Here is a 21,355-nt window from a genome sequence, read left to right as displayed (position 1 = left end):
ACGCCGACCCGCCGATCAATGATAGAAGGCGTGATCGCCGATCGTCGCGGCGAGCTTCCGGCCGGCATGGAAGGCCGAGCGCGTCCGCGCCGCATTGTAATAGATGGCGGTGCCGATCACCGATTCGCGCATCGCGCTACGCGCCTCGATCGAGACGTCCATCGCCGTGCGCCACAGGCGGTCGCTGCGCGACGGATGATAGGTGTTGGTGTTGAAGAACTGGCCGGCCTGATGAACCACGCCGCAGACCGTTTTCGGGAACTTCGGCGAGCGCAAACGGTTCATGATGAGCTGGGCGACGGCAAGCTGACCCTCGCGCGGCTGGTTTGCAGCCTCATGGCGAACGACCTTGGCCATGCAGACCAGTTCGGGATCGGATTCGTCGATCTGGAGGGCCGGCTCGGCGCCGGCATCCGCCACGGACGTTTCCGTGGTGATCATCGCCGGCTTCGGCTCAGCCGTGGCAGGCGTAATGACGATCGGCGCTTCGGCGCCGGGCACCGCCGCGGGCTTCGGTTCGACCAAGCTGCTGGCGGCGAGGCTGTACGTCTCGGGCACGGCCATGGAGGCCACCACAGCGACGGACAGAGTAGCAACAAAATATGTCTTGCGTCCGAAGGACATCAAGAGCCCCATCACATGCGCAAGAAGTGCGAACCGCGCCAAACTCAAAAACACCGGCGGCACGCAGGCTTCCCACGTCTTCCCTCGGGCGCGCGCAAACGCGTCGAAACGCAATCTGGTGATGCCCCCGGGCAAACGACCCGCCGCCGATGGCCGCAGACACGATATGTTGCAACCGCGTTACGACCAGCTGTTGGGCGAACCCGGTGAACGGAGGGGGCATTTTGGGGGCGTCGTGGTGTGGATCACTGCGGTATTGTGGTTCAGCCGCCTTCGCGCTCCTGAGCGATTTTTGCCTCGATCAAAGCGCGACCCTCGTCGGTCAGAATATGGTGGCCCCTCGAAACCGTTCGGACCAGAGCCCTCGATGTCAGCGAATTGCTGCGGGACGGTGACAATGCATTGTTTACCAACTCTTCCCATTTCCGCTCATTGGGGCGGTGGGCGGCTTGCATCCGGTCGCCAGTCGTCAACGGGAAGCTCTCGTCCAGTACGCGTTTGAGTTCGCCGTTGGTCCATTCGGCACCATCGGTCATCAGATACAGGATCGCCAACTGGATCTCGGGTTCGGTGGTCCTACGTTCAAGTGCATCGGACTGATGATGGTCCTCATCGCCGGACGTGTCGAAGAGATCGACGGCGGCGCGGCGCGGCGTTGTTTGGGGGCGCGTGCGCCGGCCATTCTCGAAGATGTGCGCGTCGGGATTGTCATCCGTCACTAAGGGAAAGGCAGCCCTACTTTGAGCGTCCGGGCTTTCTGCGGGCGTTTCATCCGCAGGCAGCGCATTCTCGGATTTGTCAGCCGCGCCCTCATCCGGATTTTCGGATTGCTGGTTGTCGTCGCCGGATTGTGAGCGCCAACGCCGATGCTCCGTGTGGCGGCTCGTCCACCCGTCCTCGACAACCATCGGTTCGATGCCACGGGTTTCGAGCAGCATGAGCAGTTCGTCGAGCACGGCGTTTCGTTCCCGGACGAAGCGTGAGGCGAAGCAGCGCCAGACCTCCCAGCCAGCCCGTTCCAAGAGGCGTTGGCGCTCCATGTCGCGCGACCACATGTCGGGGCCGTGGAACCGATCGCCATCGCACTCGATCGCAAGGCGCCTATCATTCTCGCCTTCCACGATCAGGTCGATTCGGAAATTGCCGACGCGAACCTGCGTATCGACGCGAAAGCCCCGAGCCACGAGCAGATCGAACATCTCCCGCTCGAAGTCGGATTCACAGCGCTCGCGGCGACTGCCGGTGCCAGCCGCTTCGTTAGCGAATGGAGCGCGGAAATGCTCGATCAGCGCGCGCCGTAGTTTGTCCGCCGGCTTGAGATCGCCGAGGTCTACCGAGCGGACGAGCACCATGCGATTGCGCGCGCGCGACGCGGCGACGTTGAAACGTTGATCGTAAGCGGAGCCGGACAAGGCGATATCGCCCCGCTGCGCGACGAGCGACACGAACATGATGTCGCGCTCATCGCCCTGGAAAGCGGTCGGATCACCGACGCGAATGTCGTGTCGTTCGATGATCTCCGTGCCGATCTCATCCTGGATCTTGTCGTAGATATACTTGGCCTGCTCTTGCCCGAGCAGCGTCGTGACGCCGACAGTGCGCTTCGCCATGGCGGGATCGTTGGCGATCCTCTGGATCTCAGCGACGATGCAGTCAGCTTCAGGTGGGTTGCGCTTTCCGCGGCGATAGCCGTCTTCCACGAGAATATCGATCAGCGGCGGATCCAGTCGTTCGGAGGCTGTGGGCAGCCGCAAGGGCATCAGTTCATGCGCGTAGAATTGGGCTTTCGAGAATTCGATGATCGGTGCGACGCTGCGGAAATGCTCCTTGAGCATGAGTCTCCCGCCGGCGAATACGACCTGCCCAAGGTCGTAAAGCGAGTTTTCCTGACGCAACTGCCGTCGATAGTCCGGCACCTGACCGTCAAGGTGCCTGTGGGCGAGGGTGTCGGCGCGATCCTGATCGAGGCCGACATGCTCGGGGCTGACCTGCTTGTCGTCGCCGACGATCAGGATCTGCTCTGCACGCATCAGCGCGGGCAGCGCTGCGAGCGTGGATTGCGAAGCCTCGTCGACAATCACCAGATCGAACAAGCCGAAATCAGACGGCAGCGATTCCGAAACGCGATAATGCGGCATGATCCAGCAGGGCAGCGCGCCTTTCGCCCGGTCGGACGCGTCGCGCGCATCGCGCCGGTACCGTGCAGCGCTCTTGCCGGTGCCGCGGCCGATGCGCCGGACCGCAGCGGCATAGGCCGCGAGTGCGGCCCGCACCTTGTCAGTCGCCCGGTTACTGAGTTTCAGCCATGTCCGCAATTCGATCGAGCGCTCGTACGCGGATTTGAGCAGCGTTTCGCTTTCCACGCGATCGGCCGCCAGCCGATGCAGCCGACCGTGACGGTCGATGCGCGCAAGCCATCCGTCAAACTGGCGCAGGCGCCAGCGGCGGGCCCAATCTCCCGGCGTCAGCGAATCCTCGACCGCTTCGACGGGCTCGGTTCGCAATTGTCTCGCCCAGTTCGGCGCTCCGGACTCCTCTATCGCCCGGGTAACCCGCGCGACTGTTTCAAGAGCCGAACAGTGCGCCAGTATCTCGGAAAGCTCCTGACGCAGGTTCGCCCAACGATCGCGGAAGTCGGATGTGGTGATCGACGGGGACCCAAGATCGGTTTGCAGGCAACTCCTGATTCGCGCGCCGAGTTCTGCGCGCCCGTTTGCAAAAAGGTCGAGCATCGATCTGCGAATTGCACCGGCTCGCTCAAGCCGCCGTCGCAGGGCATGGGTTTCGAGCATGTCGAGCAGTGCAGCAATCGCCTCGCTGCCGCGCTGAACCGGTTTCGACCAACGCGGGGCGATGCTGGCGATTTCCGCGGTGACCCTGTTCTCCAGGGAGATATGTTCCCGGATGGAGACGAGTTGGTCCAGTTGGGCAAGCATGGATCGGACACCGATCAGGCCATCGACGTCGATAGGACTGAGGCTGCTGTGCTCGGCTGCGTGGTTCCAAGCGACTTTAAGCCGTTTGGCCTGTTGTTGGGCCGCCGCGAACCGGCGAATATCTTCCCAGTCTGCCGCTGTCCGCGGCTTTTCACCAACGATGCGAATGCTTGCGAGGCGTAGCTTGAGCTGACCCGCGAACAGACCGGCGACGAGGCCGAGGCCGGTGCCGCCGCCCGCAAGGTCGGCGATTGCGCCGATCAGCTTGTCATCGTCGATGGCGTCCGCGGGGAGTTCCACCGGACGAGTGAGGAAATATCGGTTCTCCTCCAGCAACGCCTCGACTTCTGAGCGCTTCGCTTCGAGCGCCCCGATCGCTTCGTCATCGGGAAGGCGGCGGAGCAGCGTGATGGCCTGCTCCGTCCAATGATGCTCCGATGACGAGAGTGCGTCCCGACCGGTTTTGAGGCTGCGCGCCATCGTCAGCAACGCGTCCGCGCGTGCGATGGTTTCCGGGCGGTGATCGGCCAGCGCAACGATCTCGCCGGAAGCTATTTGTCGCTGCAGTGATTCCATCTGCGCCAGATCCCGATGCGCATCGGCCATCGTGTCGTCGTTGGGAAGGCGATCCAGCGCCGGAAGGTCGATGCCCAGATAGGCCAAGCGCCTGCCCAAGGCCTTCCGCGCGACGCGAAGGTCGAATATGTCCTGATCGGAGAAGCGCGGCGCAAATGCGGCTTTCTCATCCATCAGGTCGGTAAGCCACGTTGCCAGATCCGGGTTTGCAATCAGATCGCGCGCGGCGCGGAGTGGTTCGATCTGTTCCCCGTCCAGCGTGATGCCCGCGATCGCCGACCGGCCGATATCGTCCACCTCCTTGTCGATCCGGGCCAATGTGCGGTGAAGATTGTCGATCTGGCTGTCGAGCGATTCAATCTCGCTGGTCAGTTCGCTGCGCTTGATGCGCTGAAGGCGACCAGCGATGATTTCCACGGATTCCTGAAATTGCTTCAGACCATCGCGGTCGCTGTCGAGCAGGCTGACCGCCAGCGGCCGGACGGCAGAGGGCAACTGATCGCGCAGAACCTTGAGCGCCGGCGCCTTCTGCGACGTGACGAGCACGCGCTTTCCCAGCGCCAGATAGTGACTGACGATATTGGCAATGGTGTGCGTCTTGCCGGTGCCCGGAGGCCCCTGAACGACCACACCGGGCCTGACCGCGAGCCGCTGGACGACCTCGACCTGTTCTCGATTGAACGGCTTGGGAAAGAACAGATCTTCGCCGCCGCCGTCGGACGAGGTGATGCCGGGAATGGTTGAGATCCCCCGGTACGAAGGATAGTCCTCCTCGCTGGGCGCGGTTGCCGGTTCGGTCAGCAATGCTAGCAATGCGCCTGGCAACTGAAGGTCGGGCGCCGCGGCGACGGCCTGTTCGCGAAAGCGAGCTAGATCGTCCATCAATTGCGAGGCGCGGCGTTCCCGCTGAAAGAACATGAAGGTCTCGTGGACCTCGAGCGTCTGGCCGGCTTTGGGCAGGCCGGATGCCGCAGCGTCACCGAGCGGTTGATAGCGGCCATCGGGATCAAGCAGTGCGGCAGCCTGGCGCAGGATCGGCTCGTAACTCTCCGGGGCGAAGGGAGACAGGGGCTCATCTTCCAACTCGGCGAGATGGCGCCGTGCATTGGTTCGCCACTCGTCGACCGCCCGGAGTTCCATACGGTCGAGCGTTTCCGCCTCCACGGCCGGGGCCGCTTCCATGCGCGGACGAACGTCGATGGCGTGGGTTACAGGGTCGAGAGCGATCTCGGTCGCCATCGTCAGCACAGGATAGCGCAAGGTCTGGCCGTCGCGTTCGAGCGTCGCCAGGCCGATGCCGCATACGAGCTCGATCGGCGTATCGACCGCGATCTCCAGCGACTGCCGTAGCAGGAACAAGGCGTTGTAAAGCTTGATCGTAAGTCGGCGAGGCCGTTCCTGTTCGGCCCATAATGCCCACGGGCCGGCGATGTAAGCGTCCAGCGCTGAGCGAAGTTCCTCAGCGTCGGGATAATCGTCGATACGAACGGTCTGGGCCGTTTCATCCACGAGGGAGATACCGGCGTTGATCAACGCTTGCGCCGCAACCTCGCTCATGAGCCGCGGCGCTTGCGCCGGATCATCCTGCAGTCTCAGCCAGCAGCGCAGCTCAGTGCTGTCAGGAACCGGTGGCGCCTGCTTGGCCAACCGCTCGACGTGAAGCCAGATCGCATCGTCATCGACCAGACGATTCAGCGTCACGCCAGGAAGATCGAGTTCGTCTTTAGCGTAAAGAAAGCCGTTGTGCCGCGTAACATCGAGTACCGTTTTCAGCTTGTCGCGCTCGGTCGCCTCGACATAGGCGATCAAGTCGAGAAGTCGATCGCGCTGCACATTCATCATTATGCCCCAACTGTCCCGCACGCCGGAGCGTGCACGGTTCTCTATTCGTCGCCGATCGATGTCTAGACGATGAGCAACGCGAGGCAATAGAGCGCAGGCGCGACAATCGCGCGCATTTCACCGCACGATCTTCGCCAACCCCCGTGACAGTTGCAGCGCGCCGTTCAGCCGCGCCATCGGATCCGCCCAGGCGCGGGTGATCACCAGCTTGCTGTCGGGCCGCAGTTTCGCCGTGTCCTTCAATCGCTGCACATAGGCGATGAGGCCGGGCAGGTCGGGGAACTGATCCTCGAAGAAGCTGACCAGCGCGCCGCGGGGTCCGACGTCGATCTTCGAGATGCACGCACGCTTGGCGTTGAGCTTGATCTCGATGAGCTTGAGCAGGTTCTGCGTCGCATCGGGCAGCGTGCCGAAGCGGTCGATCAGTTCGGCGGCGAATGCCTCGATCGCCCGGGCGTCGTCCAACTCGTTGAGGCGGCGGTAGAGGCCCATGCGCAGGTCGAGATCCGGCACATAATCGTCGGGGATCATGATCGGCGCATCGACGGTGATCTGCGGGCTGAAATCGGTCCTGCGCGTCTCGGCGGCGATGCCGCCGGCCTTGGCGTCGAGGATCGCCTCCTCCAGCATCGACTGGTAGAGTTCGAAGCCGACCTCCTTGATGTGGCCGGACTGCTCGTCCCCCAGCAGGTTGCCGGCGCCGCGAATGTCGAGGTCGTGACTGGCGAGCTGGAAGCCGGCGCCGAGACTGTCGAGATCCGACAGCACCTTCAGGCGCTTCTCCGCCGCTTCGGTCATCACCCGCTCATGCGTGGTGAGATAGGCATAGGCGCGCGTCTTCGAGCGGCCGACGCGGCCGCGGAGCTGGTAGAGCTGGGCGAGGCCGAAACGGTCCGCGCGGTGGATGACGAGCGTGTTGGCGCTAGGGATATCGAGCCCGCTTTCGACGATCGTCGTCGAGAGCAGCACCTCGAACTGCTTGTCGTAGAAGGCGGACATCCGCTCTTCCACCATCGAGGGCGCCATCTGGCCGTGGGCGACGACATAGCGGACCTCGGGCACCTCCTGCGCCAGGAACTTCTCGATGTCCGGCAGGTCGGCGATGCGCGGCGTGACGACGAAGCTCTGGCCGCCGCGATAATGTTCGCGCAGCAGCGCCTCGCGCAGCACCACCGGATCCCAGGGCATCACATAGGTGCGCACCGCCAGGCGATCGACCGGCGGCGTCTGGATCACGGACAACTCGCGCAAACCGCTCATCGCCATCTGCAACGTGCGCGGGATCGGCGTCGCGGTCAGCGTCAGCATGTGGACGTCGGTCTTGAGCGCCTTCAGTCGTTCCTTGTGGACGACGCCGAAGCGCTGTTCCTCGTCGACGATGACGAGCCCAAGCCGCTTGAACTCGATGCCCTTGGCGAGCACGGCGTGGGTGCCGACGACGATGTCGATCGTGCCCGCCGCCAGCCCTTCCTTGGTCGCCTTCGATTCGCTCGCCGTGACGAGGCGGGAAAGGCGGCCGATCTCGAGCGGAAAACCCTGGAAGCGCTCACGGAAATTGTTGAAGTGCTGGCGCGCGAGCAGCGTGGTCGGACAGACCACCGCCACCTGCAGCCCGGCCATCGCCGCGACGAAGGCGGCGCGCAACGCCACCTCTGTCTTGCCAAAGCCGACATCGCCGACGACGAGACGGTCCATCGGCCGGCCGGCGCCGAGATCGCCGATCACATCGGCGATCGCACGATCCTGATCGTCGGTTTCCTGATAGGGGAAGCGATCGACGAACGCCGGATAACCGCCGCTGTCGGGCTCCGCCACTTCGGCGGGGCGCAGCGCGCGCTCGGCGGCGGTCGCGATCAGCTCGCCGGCGATCTCGCGGATGCGCTCGCGCATCTTCGCCTTGCGCGCCTGCCAGGCGACGCCGCCCAGCTTGTCGAGCTGGACGCCTTCATTCTCGGCGCCATAGCGGCTCAACACCTCGAGATTTTCGACCGGTACGTAAAGCTTGTCGCCGCCGGCATAGCTGAGCCACACGCAATCGTGCGGGCTCTTGCCGACCGGGATCGAGGTCAGCCCTTCATAGCGGCCGATGCCATGATCGGCGTGGACGACGAGGTCGCCTGGCGAGAGCGTCGCCAGTTCGTTGAGGAAGGCGTCGGCGCTCTTCTTGCGCTTGGCGCGGCGGACGAGGCGGTCGCCGAGCATGTCCTGCTCGGTGAGCAGCGCGACGTCGGGCGCGGTGAAGCCATGGTCGAGCGGCAGCACGGTCAGCGCGGCACGTCCCTGCGCAGCGGCGCCCAGCGCCTCCTGCCAGTTGTCGGCAAGCGCAATGTCCTTCAGGCCATGGTCGAACAGCAGACCCTGCATGCGTTCGCGCGAGCCGTTGGAATAGCTCGCCAGCACCAGCCGCTTGCCGTCGCGCTGGACGGACCGGGCATGCGCCGCCACCGCCTCGTAGATATTGGCATTCTGTGCGCGCTCGGGCGCGAAATCGCGCGGGCCCTCGACGTCGAACTCGACGACGCTGGCGCTCTCCGGCTCGTGGAAGGGGGAGGTGAGGTGGATCGGCCGCTCCGCGATCGCCGCGTCCCAGTCCGCCCGCGCGAGATAGAGCGCGTCCGGCGCCAGCGGGCGATAGCTGCCGGGGTCGGAGGACTGCGCGCGGACGCGGTTCGCGTGATAGTCGGTGATCGCCTCGAAGCGCGCATCGGCGGCACCGGCGACGCCGCTGTCGCGCAGGATCACCGCATCGTCGCCGAGATGATCGAACAGGGTCTCCAGCCGCTCTTCGAGCAAGGGGAGCCAATGCTCCATTCCGGCGAGGCGCCGGCCTTCGCTGACCGCCTGGTAGAGCGGATCGCCCGTTGCGGTGGCACCGAAACGCTCGCGATAGCGGCTGCGGAAGCGCTTGACGCTGTCTTCGTCGAGCAGCGCCTCGGAGGCGGGAAGCAAGGTGAAGCCGTCGATGCGATCGACGGTGCGCTGGTCGGCGGGATCGAAGCGGCGGACGCTCTCGATCTCGTCGCCGAAGAAGTCGAGGCGCAGCGCCAGTTCCTCGCCGGCGGGATAGAGGTCGACGAGACCGCCGCGGACCGCGAACTCGCCGGCATCCGCCACGGTGTCGGTGCGGACATAGCCGTTGGCCTGCAGCAGCGTCGCGAGCCGGTCGCGGTCGATGCGTTCGCCGGGTGCGAGCTGTGCGGTGAGCTGGCGGACGCGGAACGGCGTCAAGGTGCGCTGCGTCGCCGCGTTGAGCGTGGTGATGACGAGCTGCGGCCCCTTCGGCTTTCGCTGGAGCGCGTGCAACGTCGCGAGCCGTTCCGAGGTGGAGCGCAGCGAGGGCGAGGCGCGGTCATAGGGCAGGCAGTCCCACGCGGGGAACACGAGTACCTCAAGCTCCGGTGCAAAATAATGCACAGCCTCCGCGACCGCGCGCATCGCGACATCGTCGGATGCGATCAGCACCGCGCGTGTCGCCGCGGCGCGGGCGATATCGGCCGCGAGCCAGGGCAGGAAGCCGGCGGGCACGCCAGCGAGCGTCAGCGGCCGGGTGGCCGAGAGGATGGTCTTGAGGTCGGGCATGGATCTCGGACTAGGCCTCACTCGCTCACTTCGATGAAGTCGAGCTTCTGCAGCCGCTCCATCATCGGTCCGGCCCAGTCCGCGGGCACCGGCTGCACCTTCATCGCCCAGGCCATGATATCGACGTCCTGCTCTTCCAGCAGCGCCTCGAACCACTGCATCTCGTCTTCCGACCAGCCGTGGTGGGCATGGTCGAAATAGCCGCCGATCATCATGTCGGCTTCGCGGGTGCCGCGATGCCAGGCGCGGAAGCGCAGGCGCTTGAGGCGAATCTCGCGGTCCATGGGTCTCCAATGCAAGAAAGGCCGGCGGACGCTGGAAGCGTCTGCCGGCTGAGCTATATGGGCGCAGATAGACATGCGTCCCGATATTCTCAATCCGCTGTTCGCCGAGGTGACCGCTCTCAAGGGGGTAGGGCCCGCGCTCGCCCGGCCGCTGGAGCGGCTGGGGCTGGCGCGCGCGGTGGATGTCGCCTTCCACATGCCGACCGGGCTGGTCGAGCGCACCCGCGTCCATGGCCTCGCCATGGCCGATGTCGGGCGGATCATCAGCATCGTGCTGACCCCGTTCGATTATCGCCAGAGCGGCGGGCGCGGGCCGTTCCGCGTGTTCGCGCGCGATGCCGGCGGCGATGTCGTCAGCCTCGTCTTCTTCGGCGGCGGTTCCGGCTGGGCGCGCAAGCTGCTGCCGCTGGAGGAACCCCGGCTCGTTTCCGGCAAGCTCGAATCCTATGGCGAGCATCTCCAGATCGTCCATCCCGACCACGTCCTGCCGCTGGATGAGATGCTGCCGGAGCGCGAGCCGGTCTATCCGCTGTCCGACGGGCTGACGGGCAAGCGCATGGTGCAGCTTGCCGAAGCGGCGCTGACCCGCGCCCCCGAACTGCCCGAATGGATCGAGACCGGCCTCAAGCAGCGCCGCAACTGGCCCGACTGGCGCGAGGCGCTCGGTCGCGCGCATGCCGATCCGATGGATTCGGTGGCGCGCGACCGGCTCGCCTATGACGAGATCTTCGCCAACCAGCTCGCGCTGATGCTGGTGCGCGCCTCTACGCGCAAGCGGCGGGGGCTGCCGCTGAAGGGCGATGGCCGGCTGCGCGACGCGCTGCGGCTGCCCTATGCGGCCACGGGCGCGCAGACCCGCGCGATCGGCGAGATCGAAGGCGACATGCAGCAGCAGACGCCGATGGTGCGGCTGCTGCAGGGCGATGTCGGATCGGGCAAGACGCCGGTGGCGCTGATGGCGTTGCTGGTCGCGGTGGAGGCAGGGACGCAGGGCGCCCTGCTCGCGCCGACGGAAATCCTCGCGCGCCAGCATTTCGATACGCTGCGCGAGATGCTGGTCGGCGTGCCGGTCAACCTTGCCATCCTCACCGGGCGCGACAAGGGCAAGGCCCGCGAATCCACCCTGATGGGGCTGGCGAACGGCTCGATCGACATCCTTGTCGGCACGCATGCCATCTTCCAGGAGCAAGTGGCCTATCGGCGCCTCGGACTGGCAGTGATCGACGAGCAGCACCGCTTCGGCGTCGCGCAGCGGCTGATGCTCACCGCCAAGGCCGAACACCCGCCGCATCTGCTGGTGATGACGGCGACGCCGATCCCGCGCACGCTGACGCTGACCCAATATGGCGAGATGGACGTCAGCCGGCTCGACGAGATGCCGCCCGGTCGCCAGCCAGTCGAAACGCGCGTGATGAGCGTGCAGCGCCTGGGCGAGATCGTCGATGCGCTCGATCGCCACATCGGCGTCGGCGGGCAGGCCTATTGGGTGTGCCCGCTGGTCGAGGAGAGCGCCAACAGCGACATGGCGGCGGCCGAGGATCGCGCCGCGAGCTTGCGGGCGCGCTTCGGCGATCGCATCGGCCTCGTCCATGGCCGGATGAAGGGGCCCGACAAGGACAAGGTGATGGACGCCTTCCAGCGCGGCGCGCTTTCCGTGCTGGTCGCGACGACGGTGATCGAGGTCGGCGTCAACGTGCCCAATTCCACCTTGATGGTGGTCGAGGGCGCCGATCGCTTCGGTCTCGCCCAGCTTCACCAGTTGCGCGGGCGGGTCGGCCGCGGGACGGGGAAATCGACCTGCCTGCTGCTGCGCGGCGATGGGTTGAGCGAGACGGCCCGCGCGCGGCTGGCGTTGATGCGCGAGACCAATGATGGCTTCCGCATCGCCGAGGAGGATCTGCGGCTGCGCGGCGCCGGCGAGGTGCTGGGCACCAAGCAGTCGGGCGAAGCGCGTTTCAAGCTGGCGACGCCCGAGCGCCTGGAGGCGATGCTGCCGATCGCCACCGACGATGCACGGCTGCTGATCGATCGTGACGGCGGGCTCGAAGGGCCGCGCGGGCAGGCGGCACGGGTGGCGCTTTATCTGTTTGAGCGCGAAGCCGGGGTCCAGCTTCTCCGTTCGGGATAATGATATCCATCTGCGATACCCCAAATTATTGATGTTTTTGCAGACGATACCCGATTAGGGGTCGCTTGCGGTGCGGTTCGGGGTGCGCCGCACCATTTATAGCGGGGGGATATGGCGGACGATCAATTGTCTGTGCCGATCATTGTGCTGGTCGGTCCGACCGGCGTGGGCAAGTCGACGCTGGGGCCATATCTGGCGGAAGCGCTCGACATACCCTTTTTCGATGTCGATCGGTCGCTCGACCGCTTCCAGCGTGCCGAGCCCGGTACGGCAGCGATCGCGCGGCGACAGGCGGTGATCGACAAGCTGCTGGCCGGCGGCCCCGCGGTGATCGCCACCGGCTTCGAGGATTTCCTGCCCGACGTCGCCGGGGATCGCATCCGGCAGCACGCGATGTCGGTCTATATCGAGGGGCAGATCGCCGAGCGGCGCGGTTCGACCCGGCTGATCTCGACCACCCCTGCGGTTCCGACCCAGACCTTGCGATCCGATCCCGGCGAAAGCGCCACCGCGGCGGGCCGGCGCATCGTCAAGACGCGTAATTTCGCGGTGCCGGCGGATGTCTATCGGGGGGCGGATATCGTCGTCGATGTCGAGGGCTTGCCGGTGCATCTTTCCGCGCATTGTCTGATCCGCGCGGTGAAACGGCATCTGGGGCGCATATCCGGTGCCGACGACTGGGTGATGCCGCGGCTGGACTGGCGGGATGCGGAACCCTGGAACCGGCGCCCCCGCCTGCATCACGAGGTGGGGACTGGCGACAATGTCATCGATCGGCTGTCGGGCGCATTGCCGCATGGCCGGTTCGAGCATGACGTGGCGCTCGCCGTCGTTTCGGCGCTGCTCGGTTCGGCGACCTATGCCGGCCGCTACCAGGCATATCGTGCGCCTTGGCACTCGGAAGGATCGCGGCTGATCCTGCTGGCGATCGATCGCACCTCGCCCACCATCGAACTCTTCCTCTTCACCCACGGCGCGCTGCCCTGGCAGATGTCGGCGATGCTGCACTTCGCCGATGGCCAGACCCGTCGCGAGAGCTGGGGCACCGAGCATGTCGTGGCCCCCGACGCGGAGGTCGATCTCGCCGAGCAATTGCTGTGCTGGATCAACGGCAATGCCCCGGAGGATGCGCTCGGGCACTGCTGATCGCAGATGGCGCGGCCGGCCTCAGGGCGCCGTGCGGTCGGGCAGCACCGGTGCGATGACCAGCCGGCGCAGCAAGCGGGCGACGTCCGCCGGTATCAGTTCGGGCGCCTCGTCCAGCCACCAGCCGAGGACTTCGACGGCAGCCGCCGTCTGGAAGCGGATCGTGAGCGCGGGAGGCAGGCCGCCCGCGAGATCGATCGGAGCGGCCGCGGCGAGCTGGATCGCACGGTGGACGATCGCCGCGCGCACCGCGTCGCCCGCGCCGGAGAGCATCGCGCGGCAGGCGTCGCGCCGCGCATCGACATAGGCTGCCAGCGCGACCATCGCGACGTCGGGCGTGCCGGCGCGCAGGGCCGGGCCGACGATCGCGACCAGTTCGGCGATCATGGCGTCGGCGGCGTCGGTCAGCAGCGCGGCGGTATCGGCATAATGGCGGAAGAAGGTGGCATAGCCGGCGCCGGCTTCGGCGACCACCATCGCCGCCGTGATCTCCATGAACGGATGGCGCGCGAGCAGCGCGATCAGCGCGTCGCGCAACGCGGCACGGGTTCGGACCACTCTGGCGTCGCGGGTTCGACGACTGCTTGCATCCACGATCGAATATCCTATTTATGATCCATCATTGCTCATAAAAATGGAGGCGGGGATGATGGACGCAACCCTCGTTCACGGTCGATGCCCAGCAGCAAATGACGATGATCGCAAGAGCGCGGCGATTGCCGCTGACGGTCTGACGAAGACCCACCGGACCATCGCCGGCTATGAAGCGGTGCGCGCGGTGCTGCGCGACGATGGCGCACGCCAGGCCGGCTTCATGGCCGAACTGCTCGAGCGTTTCGGCGGCGCGATGCGGCCGCCGATCCTGTTTCTCGAAGGCGCCGCCCATCGCCGGCAGCGCAGCGCCACAGCGCGGTTCTTCGCGCCCAAGCTGGTTGGGACCCGGCATCGCGCGGTGATGGTGGATGCGAGCGACCGTCTGGTGGCCGCCTTCCGGCGCGATGGCGCGGGCGATCTCGATGCGCTGAGCCTCGATCTCGCGGTGACTGTTGCGGGCGAGATCGTCGGGCTGACCGACAGCGATCGTGGCGGCATGATCCGGCGGCTGGACGCCTTCCTCTCGGTGAGCGGCGGGGGCGGGGGCGGCGTCACCGCGTTCGTCAACTTCGTGCTCGGCCAATGGCGGATGATGCGCTTTCACCGCGCCGACGTCCTGCCCGCGATTCGCGCCCGCCGCGCCCAGCGGCAGGACGACGTGATCTCCCACCTGATCGACGAGGGCTATTCGGAGCGCGAGATCCTCACCGAATGCGTCACCTATGGCGCAGCCGGCATGGTGACGACGCGCGAGTTCGTGACGATGGCGGGTTGGCACATGCTCGAGCAGCCGGCGCTGCGCGACCGTTTCCTGGATGCGGACGAGACCGGGCAGATCGCGCTGCTGGAAGAGATACTGCGCCTGGAACCGGTGGTGGGCACGCTCTATCGCCGCATCTCCGGAGAGCCGGCGGCGACCGCGCTCGACATCCGCGCCGCCAATGCGGATGCGACGGCGATGGGCGCTTGCCCGCACCGGATCGATCCCGCGCGCGACCGCGCGCCGCGCGTGCCGGGTGCCGGTCTGGCGTTCGGCGATGGCGCGCACCGTTGCCCGGGGGCGGGGGTGGCGATGCTCGAATCGGCGTTGTTCCTCGATCGATTGCTGCGCGTGCCGGGGCTGCGGCTGGAACGGCCGCCGACGATGCGGTGGAATGCGCTCGTTACCGGATATGAACTGCGCGGTTGCCGCATTTCCTGCTGAGCCGCCAGCGTCCGCGGGTTTCACAGCCGCACGCAAACTGTGTAAGTCGCCGGAATGACATACGCTGCCTATCCCGCACTCCGCCTTCGTCGCACCCGTGCCCATGGCTGGAGCCGCGCGATGGTGGCGGAAACCGTGCTGACGCCCGCCGACCTGATCTGGCCGCTGTTCGTGACCTCCGGCAGCGGTGTCGAGGAGCCGATCGCGACCTTGCCCGGCGTGTCGCGCTGGTCGGTGGACCTGGCGGTCGCGCGCGCGCGCGAAGCGCGTGACCTCGGCATTCCCTGCCTCGCCTTGTTCCCCAACACGCCCCCCGAACTGCGCACCGCGGATGGCCGCGAAGCGCTGAACCCCGACAATCTGATGTGCCGCGCGATCGGCGCGATCAAGGATGCGGTGCCCGACATCGGGGTGCTGACCGACGTCGCGCTCGATCCCTACACCGCGCACGGGCACGACGGGCTGGTCGATGCCGCAGGCTATGTGCTCAACGATGTGACCGCCGAATTGCTCGTCGGGCAGGCGCTGACGCAGGCGGCAGCGGGGGCGGACATCATCGCGCCCTCCGACATGATGGACGGGCGCGTCGGCGCGATCCGCACCGCGCTGGAGGCAGGCGGCCACGTCAATGTGCAGATCATGGCCTATGCCGCCAAATATGCGAGCGCGTTCTACGGCCCGTTCCGCGACGCGGTGGGCTCACGCGGGCTGCTGAAGGGCGACAAGAAGACCTATCAGATGGATCATGCCAACGCCGAGGAGGCGCTGCGCGAGGTGGCGCTGGATCTGGCGGAGGGCGCCGACACGGTGATGGTGAAGCCGGGGCTGCCCTATCTCGACATCGTCCGCCGCGTGAAGGAGCGGTTCGAGGTGCCGGTGTTCGCCTATCAGGTCTCCGGCGAATATGCGATGATCGAGGCGGCGGTCGCGGCCGGCGCCGGGGAGCGCGATGCGCTGGTGCTGGAGACCTTGCTGGCCTTCAAGCGCGCAGGCTGCGCCGGCGTGCTCACCTATCATGCGGCGCATGCCGCGCGCCTGCTGGCGGGATGATCGACACCGATCGGCTCGTGCTGCGGCGCTGGCGCGACGCCGACCTGCCGGCGTTCCGCGCGCAGGATGCCGATCCGCGGGTGCGGCGCTTCATGGGGCCGTTGCTCACGCCCGAGCAGTCCGACGCGGTGCGCGAGCGCCACCGCGGCTATGAGCGGTCGCATGGGCTGGGCTTCTTCACGGTCGAACGGCGGACGGATGGGGCGGTGATCGGCTTTTGCGGGCTGAAACCGGGCGCACCCGGCACGCCGATCGAGGGCGAGGTCGAGATCGGCTGGCTGTTCGGCGCGGACTATTGGGGCCAGGGCTATGCGGTCGAAGCGGCGCGGGCCGCGCTCGGCTGGGGCTGGGCGACGCTCGCCGTGCCGTCGATCGCGGCGATCACCACCGCCGCCAATACCGCCAGCCGGCGGGTGATGGACCGGCTCGGCATGGTCCATGTGCCGGCCGACGATTTCATCCACCCGCTGCTGGCCGGGGATGCGGCGCTGAGCGCGCATGTGACCTACCGCGTGAGCCGGCCGGCCTGACCGACGGGGAGGGAGCGATATGGACGGTGTGAGCATCATCACCTTCGCGGGCAAGACGCCGCGGATCCACGACAGCGCCTTCATCGCGCCCGGCTGCCGGCTGATCGGCGATGTCGAGATCGGGCCGGACGTCAGCATCTGGTACAACTGCGTGCTGCGCGGCGACGTGAACCGGATCCGCGTCGGTGCGCGCACCAACATCCAGGATGGCAGCGTGATTCATGTCGATTCGCCGACCCCCGAGCATCCGGAAGGCGCGCCCACGATCATCGGCGAGGATGTTCTGATCGGCCATATGGCACTGGTGCATGGCAGCGCGCTGCACGATCGCGCCTTCGTCGGGCTGGGCGCGATCGTGATGGATTCGGTGATCGAGCCCGAAGGCATGATCGGTGCGGGCGCGATGCTGACCTCCGGCAAGCGGATCGGCCGGCGCCAGCTCTGGCTCGGCCGACCTGCCAGGCATGTCCGCGATCTCGGCGACGCGGAGGTCGCGGCGCACGCGGCCGGCGTCGCCAATTATGTGCGCAACGGTCGCGCACACCGCGCGGCGATTGCCGGCGGCTGATCGCCCGTCAGCGCTGCAATCGGCGCTGGAGTGCGGCGAGGCGGCTCGCCTGGCCCTCGACGATGCCGCTGATTTGCGCCTGCGCAGCGGCGATCTCGGTCGCGCCGCCGGCCGTTTCGCGCGCCGCCATCGCGTTCAGCCTTTCGCTCATCAGCGAATCGATCGCCACCATCGCGCCGACGCTCTTCTCGCGCGAGAATTCGACCGCGGCGAGGGCCTGCTGCGCCTCGACCCACGCATCGCTGCCCGCGGCAGCGCCGGCGGCGCGCGTGATTCGCGGTTCTGCGGCGGCGGCGGCCGTGCCGAACGCGGCATCGCCCTGACGGGCATCCTCCACCAGCGCGGCGATCCGCTGAAGCAGCGCCGTTTCGGCAGCTACCGCGGGCGTCGGCGTGGGATCGGGTCGCGGCGTTTCAATCGGGCGGCGTGCCAGCGAGGGCGTATTCTGCGTCGCGCCGCCCGCACAGGCGCTCAGCGCCATCATTGCGAACAGGGGCAGGAGCGGGGGGGGGCGGCTGTTCATGGGTCAGGTCGATAGGCTTTGCGAACAATCGTCGCAACGGGCTTGCATCATCCGGAAGACATGACTATTGCCCGCCTCCCACGCACCCGTAGCTCAGCTGGATAGAGCATCAGACTACGAATCTGAGGGTCGGACGTTCGAATCGTTCCGGGTGCGCCACTATACAACCGCAGCGATGTGGGGTCGGTAACGATCGCATGTCGGCGTGGTGGGCACCCGTAGCTCAGCTGGATAGAGCATCAGACTACGAATCTGAGGGTCGGACGTTCGAATCGTTCCGGGTGCGCCAACGCCGTTCCCTGCCTTGCAAATCATGTCGATGTCGGTGAGGTGGGGCATGACCTGCGCCACCGCAAAGTTGCACCCGTGAACGTATCGATCAGCGCTCCCGTCGAGCCGGGCGACGTCGAAGATGCCGCGTTCGGCGCGTCCGACTTCGCGCCCGCCGCGATCACACGGGGAAGGGGCTATTTCCGGGAAGGCCGGGCCACGGTCACGCACGACGCCATTATCGGCAGTCACAACGCGATCGAATCTTCCGTGCGGGGTTCGTACAGCGAACGCTACACTCAGATCATCACCATCCGCCGGCAGGCCAGCGGCAGGATTCTGATCAGCGGCCAATGTTCCTGCCCGGTCTCCCTTCAGTGCAAGCATATCGTCGCCGCGGTCATGCAGTGGCGGGCGGACCGGCGCACCAAGCCGCCCGTGGAGGGCGTGGCGCTGTCGAACTCGCTCGCGCAATGGATCGCCGCGATCGGCGACGATCTCCAGCGTCTCGACGAAAACCCCGGCCAGGTGCGCAAGCGCCTGAGCTACATCTTGATGCGCGGGAATGACGGGGGATTGCGCGTCGATCTCGTCGCGCACGACCTCGACACCAAGGGGCAGGTCAAGGGTACCCCGAAGTTCTATGACGGCAACAACGCGCTTGGCGCGACACCGGCAAAATTCCTCCGCGCGAGCGACCTCGAGATCGTGCGCCGGCTCGGCTATGGCTCGGGCAGCGGAGGGCATGGGCGCTATGCGCTGACGGGCCGCAACGGCGCCACCCTGTTCGAAGAAATTGTCGAGACGGGGCGGGCCTATTGGCATCGCGCCGATGGCCTTCGCCTGAGAGCCGGCCCGTCGCGTACCGGCACAGGCGTCTGGCGCGTGGACGAGAATGGCGTCCAGACCTTCGATTTCGCGCCGGACGGTCTCGATCATTCGGTCGCCTTCGCGCTGGGCGCGCCGCATTATATCGATCTCGACAGCGGCGAGGCGGGGCGGCTCGAAACCGGCCTGCCCAACCGGCTGACCGGCCGGTTGCTCGCTGCGCCCTCGGTCTCCGCGCAGGAAGCGGCGCTGGTTGCGGACGCGCTGGAGCGCGTGTTGCCGGGGAAGAGGATCGCGCTGCCCGACCGGATGGGCGAGGTGATCGACGAACGAACCGATCCGACGCCGCGCGCGCGGCTCGTCTCGCAGCCGGCGCGGCAATGGTGGGGCGATTCGCGGTTTCAGTGGCCCTGGTCCGGTCCGCCGCCCGCGGTTGGGCTCGTCGAACTCTTCTTCGACTATGGCGGAATCCGCGTCGCGCCGGACGATCGCAGGGCGGAGGCGAACCGTTACGAGCAAGGCCGCCTCATCCGTGTTCATCGCAATCCGGCGTTCGAGGCAAAGGCGCTGACGCGCATCATGAAGGGCATGCTTCAGCCGCTGCCTTCCACCCGGCGCCAGGCGGGCACCATTCCGCGGCCGCCCCTGTTGTGGCTGGGCGAAGATATGGCCGCCGAAAGCCATGTCCGGCTTCTGCTCGATGCGCGGCCGATGCTCGAGGCAGCAGGCTGGACGGTCGAGGTGGACGCCGATTATCCAGTGGCACTGGCCACGCAGGATGGCGACGGTCTCGATATCGAACTCAGGAATGGGGAGGGTACGGGATCGGGCATCGACTGGTTCGATCTGTCGCTCGGGGTCATGGTCGATGGACAGCGGCTCGATCTGCTGCCGATCATCACCCGCTTTCTCCTGACGCTGCCGGCGGGCGACGAAGTGGCGATGTTGGCGGAACTCGCCGAGACCGCGAGCCTCAACAATACGCGCCTTCTGGTTACCCTGGCCGACGATCGCATCCTGCCGCTGCCGGTCGATCGCATCGCCTCGATCGCGCTGGCGCTGATCAAGGTCTGGTCACCGCCGGAACTGGTCGGCGGCGCGCGCCTCCATCGCGCACAGGCGGCCGATTTCTCCACGATCGAAGCCGGATTGGCCGAACACGGCACGATGGTGGGGGGCACGCAACTGCGGGCGCTTGCCGACGATCTGGCGACGTTTCGGGACCGTCCATCAGCCGAGCCGCCAGCCTGGTTTTCCGCCAGCCTGCGCCCCTATCAGCAGGCTGGCGTCGATTGGCTGCAGATGCTCGGTCGTACCGGCTTCGGTGGCGTGCTCGCCGACGATATGGGGCTCGGCAAGACCGTACAGCTGCTGGCGCATCTCTCCATCGAGAAGCAGGCCGGCCGGCTCGACCTGCCGGCGCTGGTGGTGGCACCCACCAGCGTGCTGGAGAACTGGCGCGCCGAGACCGAGCGGTTCGCCCCGAACCTCACGACGCTGGTTCACCGCGGCAGCGGCCGCGCGAAGGACGTGCTCGACGCGAGCGGCGTCGATGTCGTCATCACATCCTATCCGCTGCTGGGGCGGGATCGCGACATATTGACGGGGCGGCGTTGGAGCATCGCCGCGCTGGACGAGGCCCAGAACATTCGCAATCCGCAGGCGGCCACCTCCGCAGCGGCATTCGCGCTGGATGCGCGGCAGCGCATCGCACTGTCAGGCACGCCGGTGGAAAATCATCTGGGCGACATCTGGTCGCTGATGCACTTCCTCAACCCCGGCCTGCTGGGTGACGCCAGATCGTTCCGCACACGCTATCGCACGCCGATCGAGAAGAAGGACGATGCAGCTGCACGGGGCCGGCTTACGCAACGGCTGAAGCCGTTCCTGCTGCGTCGGACGAAGGGCGAGGTCGCTGCCGAACTGCCGGAAAAGACCGAGATTCTCGAGAAGGTCGAACTGAACCCCGCGCAAAGGCAGCTTTACGAAGCGACACGGCTCGCGATGCAGGGCAAGGTACGCGAGGCGCTCGACAAGCGCGGACTGGGCAAGAGCGCGATCATCGTGCTCGACGCGCTCCTCAAGCTGCGTCAGGCCTGCTGCGATCCGCGGCTGGTGAAGACGGCAAGCGAAAAGGCCAAGGCCGGCGGGTCGGCCAAGCTCAACCGGCTTGTCGAACTGATCGAGGAACTCAAGGCAGAGGGCCGATCGGCGCTGGTCTTCTCGCAATTCACCTCGATGCTCGACCTGATCCGCGCCGAACTTGACGCGCGCGGATGGTCCTATGCCTGGCTGACGGGTGATACCGTCGACCGCGCGGCGCCGGTTAAACGCTTTCAGGACGGCGAGGTCGATCTTTTCCTCGTCAGCCTGAAGGCGGGCGGTGTCGGGCTCAATCTCACCCGCGCCGATACCGTCATCCTCTACGATCCCTGGTGGAACCCCGCGGTGGAGGCGCAGGCGATCGACCGCGCGCATCGCATCGGCCAGACGCGCAACATCTTCATCCACCGCCTCATCGCCGACGCGACCGTGGAGGAGAAGATGCTTGAACTGCAGGCGCGCAAGCAGGGCCTTGCCGACGCGCTGTGGGACGGCGGCGCAGGCGGTTTTGCCGGGCTGACCGACGCCGACGTCCACGCGCTGTTCGAATAGAAGTTATGCCGTTACGGC

Annotated in this window: 13 protein-coding genes and 2 tRNA genes; 9 read left to right on the top strand and 6 right to left on the bottom strand. The window is 66.6% G+C overall.

Annotation, left to right across the window (positions count from 1 at the left end):
* Positions 1–15 precede the first annotated feature (15 nt).
* From NX02_RS11890 to NX02_RS11875, 4 genes are all read right to left on the bottom strand, one after another.
* Positions 16–564 (bottom strand): cell wall hydrolase, encoded by a 549-nt coding sequence (locus tag NX02_RS11890; protein ID WP_025292411.1) that lies wholly within the window; start codon positions 562–564, stop codon positions 16–18.
* Between the two features lie 323 nt (positions 565–887).
* Positions 888–5,978 (bottom strand): AAA domain-containing protein, encoded by a 5,091-nt coding sequence (locus tag NX02_RS11885; RefSeq protein ID WP_245648832.1) that lies wholly within the window; start codon positions 5,976–5,978, stop codon positions 888–890.
* A gap of 117 nt (positions 5,979–6,095) precedes the next feature.
* Positions 6,096–9,557: a transcription-repair coupling factor gene (mfd, locus tag NX02_RS11880; RefSeq protein ID WP_025292409.1), complete on the bottom strand. Its 3,462-nt coding sequence runs from the start codon at positions 9,555–9,557 to the stop codon at positions 6,096–6,098.
* A 17-nt stretch (positions 9,558–9,574) separates the two neighbouring features.
* Positions 9,575–9,841: a succinate dehydrogenase assembly factor 2 gene (locus NX02_RS11875; protein ID WP_025292408.1), complete on the bottom strand. Its 267-nt coding sequence runs from the start codon at positions 9,839–9,841 to the stop codon at positions 9,575–9,577.
* 73 nt (positions 9,842–9,914) lie between these two features.
* On the opposite strand from NX02_RS11875, the gene recG reads away from it, so the two are divergent.
* Both recG and NX02_RS11865 read left to right on the top strand, forming a co-directional pair.
* Positions 9,915–11,969, top strand: coding sequence for an ATP-dependent DNA helicase RecG (recG, locus tag NX02_RS11870; protein WP_025292407.1), 2,055 nt, complete (start codon positions 9,915–9,917; stop codon positions 11,967–11,969).
* Between the two features lie 111 nt (positions 11,970–12,080).
* A complete protein-coding gene (locus NX02_RS11865) occupies positions 12,081–13,115 on the top strand; it encodes a shikimate kinase (RefSeq protein ID WP_025292406.1) in 1,035 nt (344 codons plus the stop codon).
* Between the two features lie 21 nt (positions 13,116–13,136).
* Here NX02_RS11865 and NX02_RS11860 read toward each other — a convergent pair whose 3' ends face one another.
* Positions 13,137–13,709 (bottom strand): hypothetical protein, encoded by a 573-nt coding sequence (locus NX02_RS11860; RefSeq protein WP_025292405.1) that lies wholly within the window; start codon positions 13,707–13,709, stop codon positions 13,137–13,139.
* Between the two features lie 52 nt (positions 13,710–13,761).
* Here NX02_RS11860 and NX02_RS11855 point away from each other — a divergent pair, with 52 nt between their 5' ends.
* Genes NX02_RS11855 through NX02_RS11840 form a run of 4 tightly spaced genes read left to right on the top strand, consistent with a single transcriptional unit; the run spans position 13,762 to position 17,061 of the window.
* Complete coding sequence (locus NX02_RS11855; RefSeq protein WP_039997431.1) at positions 13,762–14,913, top strand: cytochrome P450; 1,152 nt, start codon at positions 13,762–13,764, stop codon at positions 14,911–14,913.
* 54 nt (positions 14,914–14,967) lie between these two features.
* Entirely contained in the window at positions 14,968–15,963 is a 996-nt protein-coding gene (gene hemB / locus NX02_RS11850) for a porphobilinogen synthase (protein WP_025292403.1), read from the top strand.
* A complete protein-coding gene (locus tag NX02_RS11845; RefSeq protein ID WP_025292402.1) occupies positions 15,960–16,493 on the top strand; it encodes a GNAT family N-acetyltransferase in 534 nt (177 codons plus the stop codon). The genes hemB and NX02_RS11845 overlap by 4 nt, the downstream gene beginning before the upstream one ends.
* A gap of 19 nt (positions 16,494–16,512) precedes the next feature.
* Positions 16,513–17,061 (top strand): gamma carbonic anhydrase family protein, encoded by a 549-nt coding sequence (locus NX02_RS11840; RefSeq protein ID WP_025292401.1) that lies wholly within the window; start codon positions 16,513–16,515, stop codon positions 17,059–17,061.
* A 7-nt stretch (positions 17,062–17,068) separates the two neighbouring features.
* Here the strand turns inward: NX02_RS11840 and NX02_RS11835 are convergent, their stop codons facing one another.
* Positions 17,069–17,584, bottom strand: coding sequence for a hypothetical protein (locus NX02_RS11835; protein WP_025292400.1), 516 nt, complete (start codon positions 17,582–17,584; stop codon positions 17,069–17,071).
* A gap of 82 nt (positions 17,585–17,666) precedes the next feature.
* Between NX02_RS11835 and NX02_RS11830 the strand changes: the two genes are divergently transcribed.
* The 3 genes from NX02_RS11830 to NX02_RS11820 all read left to right on the top strand — a co-directional run bounded on the left by NX02_RS11830 (position 17,667) and on the right by NX02_RS11820 (position 21,337).
* Positions 17,667–17,743: transfer RNA gene (locus tag NX02_RS11830), tRNA-Arg, on the top strand.
* Positions 17,744–17,796: 53 nt separating this feature from the next.
* Positions 17,797–17,873: transfer RNA gene (locus tag NX02_RS11825), tRNA-Arg, on the top strand.
* A 77-nt stretch (positions 17,874–17,950) separates the two neighbouring features.
* The gene (locus NX02_RS11820; protein WP_025292399.1) at positions 17,951–21,337 is read left to right on the top strand and encodes a DEAD/DEAH box helicase; all 3,387 of its coding nucleotides are present in this window, start codon (positions 17,951–17,953) and stop codon (positions 21,335–21,337) included.
* Positions 21,338–21,355 lie beyond the last annotated feature (18 nt).

The organism is Sphingomonas sanxanigenens DSM 19645 = NX02 (assembly GCF_000512205.2).
In the GTDB taxonomy this organism is placed as follows: domain Bacteria; phylum Pseudomonadota; class Alphaproteobacteria; order Sphingomonadales; family Sphingomonadaceae; genus Sphingomonas_D; species Sphingomonas_D sanxanigenens.
The sequence above is the reverse complement of the archived record's forward strand: the minus strand, read 5'-3'. Positions and strand labels throughout refer to the sequence as shown.